The organism is Kitasatospora sp. NPDC057512 (genome assembly GCF_042802135.1).
Taxonomy (GTDB): domain Bacteria; phylum Actinomycetota; class Actinomycetes; order Streptomycetales; family Streptomycetaceae; genus Kitasatospora.
This window is the reverse complement of sequence record NZ_JBHVET010000515.1, coordinates 1-6457: the sequence shown is the minus strand read 5'-3', so window position 1 is coordinate 6457 and position 6457 is coordinate 1. Positions and strand designations below refer to the sequence as shown.

At 74.2% G+C, this 6457-nt stretch carries 3 protein-coding genes; 2 read left to right on the top strand and 1 reads right to left on the bottom strand.

The features are described from left to right. Positions 1 to 47: 47 nt before the first annotated feature. A complete protein-coding gene (locus tag ACFU6K_RS27880; protein ID WP_380667521.1) occupies positions 48 to 2114 on the bottom strand; it encodes a prolyl oligopeptidase family serine peptidase in 2067 nt (688 codons plus the stop codon). 92 nt (positions 2115 to 2206) lie between these two features. Between ACFU6K_RS27880 and ACFU6K_RS27875 the strand changes: the two genes are divergently transcribed. Both ACFU6K_RS27875 and ACFU6K_RS27870 read left to right on the top strand, forming a co-directional pair. Continuing rightward, entirely contained in the window at positions 2207 to 3379 is a 1173-nt protein-coding gene (locus ACFU6K_RS27875) for an aminotransferase class V-fold PLP-dependent enzyme (protein WP_380667519.1), read from the top strand. Positions 3380 to 3473: 94 nt separating this feature from the next. Continuing rightward, entirely contained in the window at positions 3474 to 6329 is a 2856-nt protein-coding gene (locus ACFU6K_RS27870) for a DEAD/DEAH box helicase (protein ID WP_380667523.1), read from the top strand. Positions 6330 to 6457 lie beyond the last annotated feature (128 nt).

Here is a 6457-nt window from a genome sequence, read left to right as displayed (position 1 = left end):
CCTCCGGGGTGCGGCGCCCTTCGACGGCCGGGTCGTCAGCCGGTTGATCAGCCCAAGGAGGCTCGCAGGAAGGCGAGTTCGGCCTGGACCAGCTGTTCGTTCAGTCCGCCCGGGGTCATGTGGGTGGCGCCGGGCAGCGGCAGCACGCTGTGCGGGCGGCCGGCCCGGGTGAGCGCCTGGGAGAGCAGCAGGGTGTGCGAGGGGTGGACGTTGTCGTCGGCCAGCCCGTGGATCAGCAGCAGCGGCCTGCTCAGGCCCGGCGCGTCGGGGAGCAGGCAGTCGTCGGCGTAGCCCTCCGGGTTCTCCTGCGGCAGGCCGAGGTAGCGCTCGGTGTACGCGGTGTCGTAGAGCCGGAAGTCGGTGGGCGGGGCGCCCGCGCAGGCGGCGTGGAAGACGTCCGGGCGGCGCAGCACGGCGAGCGCCGCGAAGTAGCCGCCGTACGACCAGCCGCGCACGCCGACCCGGCCGAGGTCGAGGTCCGGGTGCCGCTCGGCGAGCGCGTGCAGGGCGTCGACCTGGTCGTCCAGCGCCACCTGGGACATCCGTCGGAAGATGGTGCGGGTGAAGTCCGGGGAGACGAACGGGGTGCCGCCGTTGTCGACGGTGACCACCGCGAAGCCCTGGTCGGCCCACCACTGCTTGAGCTGCCAGCGGCGCGGCTCGGCGGCCACCGCCTGGTAGCCGGGCCCGCCGTAGACGTCCAGCAGGACGGGCAGCCGGGTGCCGGGGACGTGGCCGCGCGGGTACACCACGGCGCTGGGCAGGGCGCGTTCGGTGACCCGGGCGAGCCGGGGCTCGACCCGGTGGGGCAGCGGCGCGCTGTGGTCGGTGAGCGGCAGCTCGTGGCCGTCGCGGCTGATGACGCGCCGGACGCCGTCGGCGGTGGCCGAGGTGAGCAGCAGGGTGTCGGCGGCGGCGAGCGCCGAGTGCAGGCCGGGGCCGGAGGCGAGCGGCTCGGGGGCGCCGCCGTCCGGGTCGACCAGGTGGACGTACTGGTCGAACGGGTCGCCCGCGCCGGTCTCGCAGAGCAGCCGGCCGTGCAGCCGGCCGACGACCCGGCGGATCTGCAGGCCGGTGGTGTCCAGCGGCTTGCCGTCCACCGCGAGGCCGCGGGCCTGCGGGGTGTCGTGGACGGTGAGCAGCCGGCCGTCGGCCAGCCGGGCGGGGGTGCCGGGCAGGTCGTCCACCCAGAACTCGTCGGTGGTGCGGGAGAGTTCGTCGGTGCCGCCGGTGGCCGGGTCGGCGCTCAGCAGCAGCACGTTCTGCTGCAGGCGGTCGGCGACGGTGAGCAGCACCTCCTCGGTGGAGGCCCAGGAGGCGGCGCAGAGGTACGGGAACTCCTCGGTGTCCCAGTGCAGTCGGACCCGGCTGCCGTCGAGGCCGAGCACCCAGAGCTGGACGTCCGCGTTGGGGCCGCCGGCCTGCGGGTAGGCGAAGTCCTCGGGGGCCTCGCCGGGGTGCGCCGGGTCGGCGAAGTACCGCCGGGGGACGGCGGATTCGTCGACCCGGGCGGCCAGCAGCGCGCCGCCGTCCGGGCGCCACCAGTGGCCCCGGTGGCGGCCGAGCTCCTCGGCGGCGGCGAACTCGGCGACGCCCCAACGGGCGCCGTCGGCGGGGGAGAGCGGTTCGAGGCCGGGGGTGACGTACAGAGCGTCCTCGGCGACGTAGGCGACGCGCTGTCCGGTGGCGTCCGGCCGGGGGTCGAACGCGGGCCCGGCGACCGGGAGTTCGTCGCTGGTGCCGGCGGTGGTGTCGGTGCGGAACAGCCGGCCGTCCAGGGTGAAGACGGCGGTGGCGAGGTCGGCGGTGGCGGCGTACGTGCCGATCCCGGCGGCGACCAGCCGGCTGCGTTCGCGCAGTCGGCGCTCGACGGCGGGCAGGTCGTCGCGCCGGCCGGTGCGGCCGGGCAGCAGCGCGGCCGGGTCGGCGACCAGCCGCTCCTCGCCGGTGGCGGTGTCGAGCAGGTGGAGGCGGTCGACCGGATCCTCCGGACCGCTGGAGCGGAGGAGCAGCAGCCGGGTACCGTCCTCGGCGAAGGTGTACGCACGCGGCGCGCCGAAGGTGAACCGACCGGTACGGGCGCTGAGGGCAAGGAAGGCGTCGGTGATGGTCACGGCCCGATGGTGGTCGCGCGGTGCGTGTCCCGACCAGTAGTCTGTCATGTGAAATGTCACACATCAGTGTGCGCGAGTGAGCGGAGGAACCCGTGATCGAGGACCTGCGGACCGTCGAACCCCCGGCGCCGCTGCCCGCCGCCGACGGGCTGTTCAGCGTGTCGCCGCGGACCGCGCACCTGAACCACGGCTCCTTCGGCGCCGTGCCCGTCCCCGTCCAGCGGGCGCAGGACCGGCTGCGCACCGAGCACGAGCAGGACCCGGACGGCTTCTTCGCCGACCTCCCGGCCCGGATCGCCGCCGCCCGCGCCCTGATCGCCGCCGAACTCGACACCGACCCGGACCGGCTCGCGCTGGTCTCCAACGTCACCGAGGCGGTCGCGATCGCCCTGGACAGCATCCCGTTCACGCCCGGCGACCGGATCCTGGTCACCGACCACGGCTACGGCGCGGTGACCCGGGCCGCCGCCCGCAAGGCCGCCGAGACCGGCGCCGAACTGGTGGTGGCCCCCGTCCCGCTGGACGCCCCCGACGAACAGGCCGTCCGGGAGGCGGTGCTCGCCGCCGTGGACGGCCGCACCACCGTCGCCGTCCTGGACCAGCTGACCTCGCCCACCGCCCGCCTGGTCGCCGGCCCGGCCCTGCTCGCCGACCTGCGCGCCCGCGGCGTGACCACCGTGGTGGACGGCGCCCACGCCCCCGGCATGCTGCCCGCCCCCATCGACCCGAACGCCGACTTCTGGTTCGGCAACCTGCACAAGTGGGCCTTCGCCCCGCGCGCCACCGGGGTGCTCGCCGTCCGCCCCGAGTGGACCGGCCGGGTGCGCCCGCTGGCACTGTCCTGGGAGCACGACAAGGGCTTCCCCGGCAACGTCGAGTGGCGCGGCACCTGCGACTACACGCCCTGGCTGGCCGCCCCGGCCGGCTTCGAGCTGCTGCGCGGCCTCGGCCACCCGGCGGTGGCCGCCCACAACACCGCCCTCGCCGCGTACGGCCGCCGGACGCTGACCGAGCGGGCCGGCCTGGCACCGCTGCCCGCGACGCCCGGGGTGTGGATGCGCACCGTCCGGCTGCCGGCCGGGTACGGCGAGACCGAGCCGCAGGTGAAGGCGCTGATGGCCGAGGTGTGGCACCGCTTCGGCACCCGGATCGCCGTCCGCCCCTGGGCCGGCGGCGGGGTGCTGCGGGTCAGCGCGCAGCTGTACAACCGGCCGGGGGAGTACGAGCGGCTGGCGGACGGGCTGGCGGAGCTGCTGAAGGGGTAGCGGGGTCGCACGGAAAAACGGTGCTATCGATGTCGGTCCACCCGGGTAACCTCTGGCTGAGATGCGAGATCACACCAACCACACCCGGACGGCGATGAACACCCCCGATCCAGAGCCCCAGGACGACCAGGAGCTCAGCCCCGCCGAGGCGTACGCGGCCAGCCGTCGCCGGGCCCAGGGGCAGGCCACCGCCCTGTACGGCTTCCAGCAGCTGTACGACTTCCCGCTGGACGACTTCCAGCTGGAGGCCTGCGAGACGCTGGAGGCCGGATCCGGCGTCCTCGTCGCCGCCCCCACCGGCTCCGGGAAGACGATCGTCGGCGAGTTCGCCGTGCACCTGGCCCTGGCCGCGGGCCGCAAGTGCTTCTACACCACGCCGATCAAGGCGCTCTCCAACCAGAAGTACGGCGACCTGGTCAAGCGCTACGGCGCGGCCAAGGTCGGCCTGCTCACCGGCGACAACACCGTCAACGGCGACGCACCCGTGGTGGTCATGACCACCGAGGTGCTGCGCAACATGCTCTACGCGGGCTCCAGCACCCTCGACGGCCTCGGCTACGTCGTCATGGACGAGGTGCACTACCTCGCCGACCGCTTCCGCGGCGCCGTCTGGGAGGAGGTCATCATCCACCTCCCCGAGTCGGTCACCCTCGTCTCGCTCTCCGCGACCGTCTCCAACGCCGAGGAGTTCGGCGACTGGCTGGACACCGTGCGCGGCGGCACCAAGGTGATCGTCTCCGAGACCCGCCCCGTGCCGCTGTGGCAGCACGTGATGGCCGGCAACCGGATGTACGACCTGTTCGCCGACCCGGACCGGGACGGCCGCCCCAAGCACAGCCTGAAGAACCCCGGCAAGGCCGTCAACCCCGAGCTGGTCCGGCTCGCCCGCTCCGAGCTCGACCGCAACCCGCGCGACCGCTTCGGCCGCGGCCGGGGCCGCTCGATGCCCAACGGCCGTCCCGGCCGGGTCTGGACACCGGGCCGGGTCGACGTCATCGACCGGCTCGACGCCGAGGGCCTGCTGCCCGCGATCACCTTCATCTTCAGCCGGGCCGGCTGCGAGGCCGCCGTCCAGCAGTGCCTCAGCTCCGGCCTGCGGCTCAACAAGGACTCCGAGCGCGCCCAGGTCCGGGCGTTCGTCGAGGAGCGCTGCGCCGACATCCCCGACGAGGACCTGCACGTCCTCGGCTACTTCGAGTGGCTGGACGGGCTGGAGCGCGGCATCGCCGCCCACCACGCCGGGATGCTGCCCCGGTTCAAGGAGGTGGTCGAGGAGCTCTTCGTGAAGGGCCTGGTCAAGGCCGTCTTCGCGACCGAGACCCTGGCGCTCGGCATCAACATGCCCGCCCGCTCGGTGGTCATGGAGAAGCTGGTCAAGTGGAACGGCGAGACCCACGCCGACATCACCCCCGGCGAGTACACCCAGCTCACCGGCCGGGCCGGGCGGCGCGGCATCGACATCGAGGGCCACGCCGTGGTGCTCTGGCAGCGCGGCCTCGACCCGGAGGCGCTGGCCGGCCTGGCCGGCACCCGCACCTACCCGCTGAAGTCCTCGTTCCGGCCCTCGTACAACATGGCCGTCAACCTGGTCTCCCAGTTCGGCCGGCACCGCTCGCGCGAGCTGCTGGAGACGTCCTTCGCCCAGTTCCAGGCGGACCGCTCGGTGGTCGGCATCGCCCGCCAGGTGCAGCGCAACGAGGAGGGGCTGGAGGGCTACCGCGAGTCGATGACCTGCCACCTCGGCGACTTCGACGCGTACATGGAGCTGCGCCGCAAGCTCAAGGACCGCGAGAACGAGATGGCCCGCGAGGGCAGCAGCCAGCGCCGCGCGGCCGCCGTCGAGTCCATCGAGCAGCTCAAGCCGGGCGACGTCATCCACGTGCCCACCGGCAAGTTCGCCGGCCTCGCGCTGGTCCTCGACCCGGGCCTGCCGCCGGTCAACCGCTCCGGCCGGGGCGGCCCGCGCCACCCCGACTTCCAGGACGGCCCGCGCCCGGTGGTGCTCACCGCCGAGCGGCAGGTCAAGCGGCTCGCCATGATCGACTTCCCGCACCCCGTCGTCGCCGTCGACCGGCTGCGCATCCCCAAGTCCTTCAACCCGCGCAGCCCGCAGTCCCGGCGGGACCTCGCCTCGGCGCTGCGCACCAAGGCCGGCCACCTGGAGCCCGAGCGGTTCCGGCGCGGCCGCGCGGCCGCCGCCGACGACCCGGAGATCACCCGGCTGCGCACCGAACTGCGCCAGCACCCCTGCCACGGCTGCTCCGACCGTGAGGACCACGCCCGCTGGGCCGAGCGCTACCACCGGCTGCACCGCGACACCGAACTGCTGGAACGCCGGATGCGCTCGCGCACCCACACCATCGCCCGCACCTTCGACCGGGTCTGCGGGCTGCTCACCGACCTCGGCTACCTCAGTGGGGACACCGTCACCGACGACGGCAAGCGGCTCGGCCGGCTCTACGGCGAACTCGACCTGCTCGCCTCCGAGTGCATCCGCGAGGGCGTCTGGAGCGGCCTGGCCGCCGCCGAACTCGCCGCCTGCGCCTCGGCGCTGGTGTACGAGGCCCGCCAGGCCGACGACGCCGGCGCCCCCCGGGTGCCGGAGGGCGCGGCCAAGGAGGCGCTCGGCAAGATGGTCCGGATCTGGGGCCACCTGGACGCCCTGGAGGAGCAGCACCGGATCAACACCGCCGAGGGCGTCGGCCAGCGCGAGCCCGACCTGGGCTTCGCCTGGGTCGCCTACCGCTGGGCGCTCGGCCACAACCTCGACCAGGTCCTGCGCGACGCCGACATGCCGGCCGGGGACTTCGTCCGCTGGACCAAGCAGCTGATCGACGTCCTGGGCCAGATCCAGGACGCCGCCGGCGAGGACGTCGAACTCCGCAAGACCGCCCGCAAGGCCGTCGACGGCCTCCGCCGCGGCATCATCGCCTACTCCTCCGTCGGCTGACCGCACCCACCCCGAAGGGGCCCGCCCGCTCCCCGAGCGCGGCGGGCCCTTCCGCTTTTCCACGGACGAAGGGAACGAGAAGCCGCTGCCCCATGGCCCCGGCGGCTCCCCAAGGATCATTTGGTGGG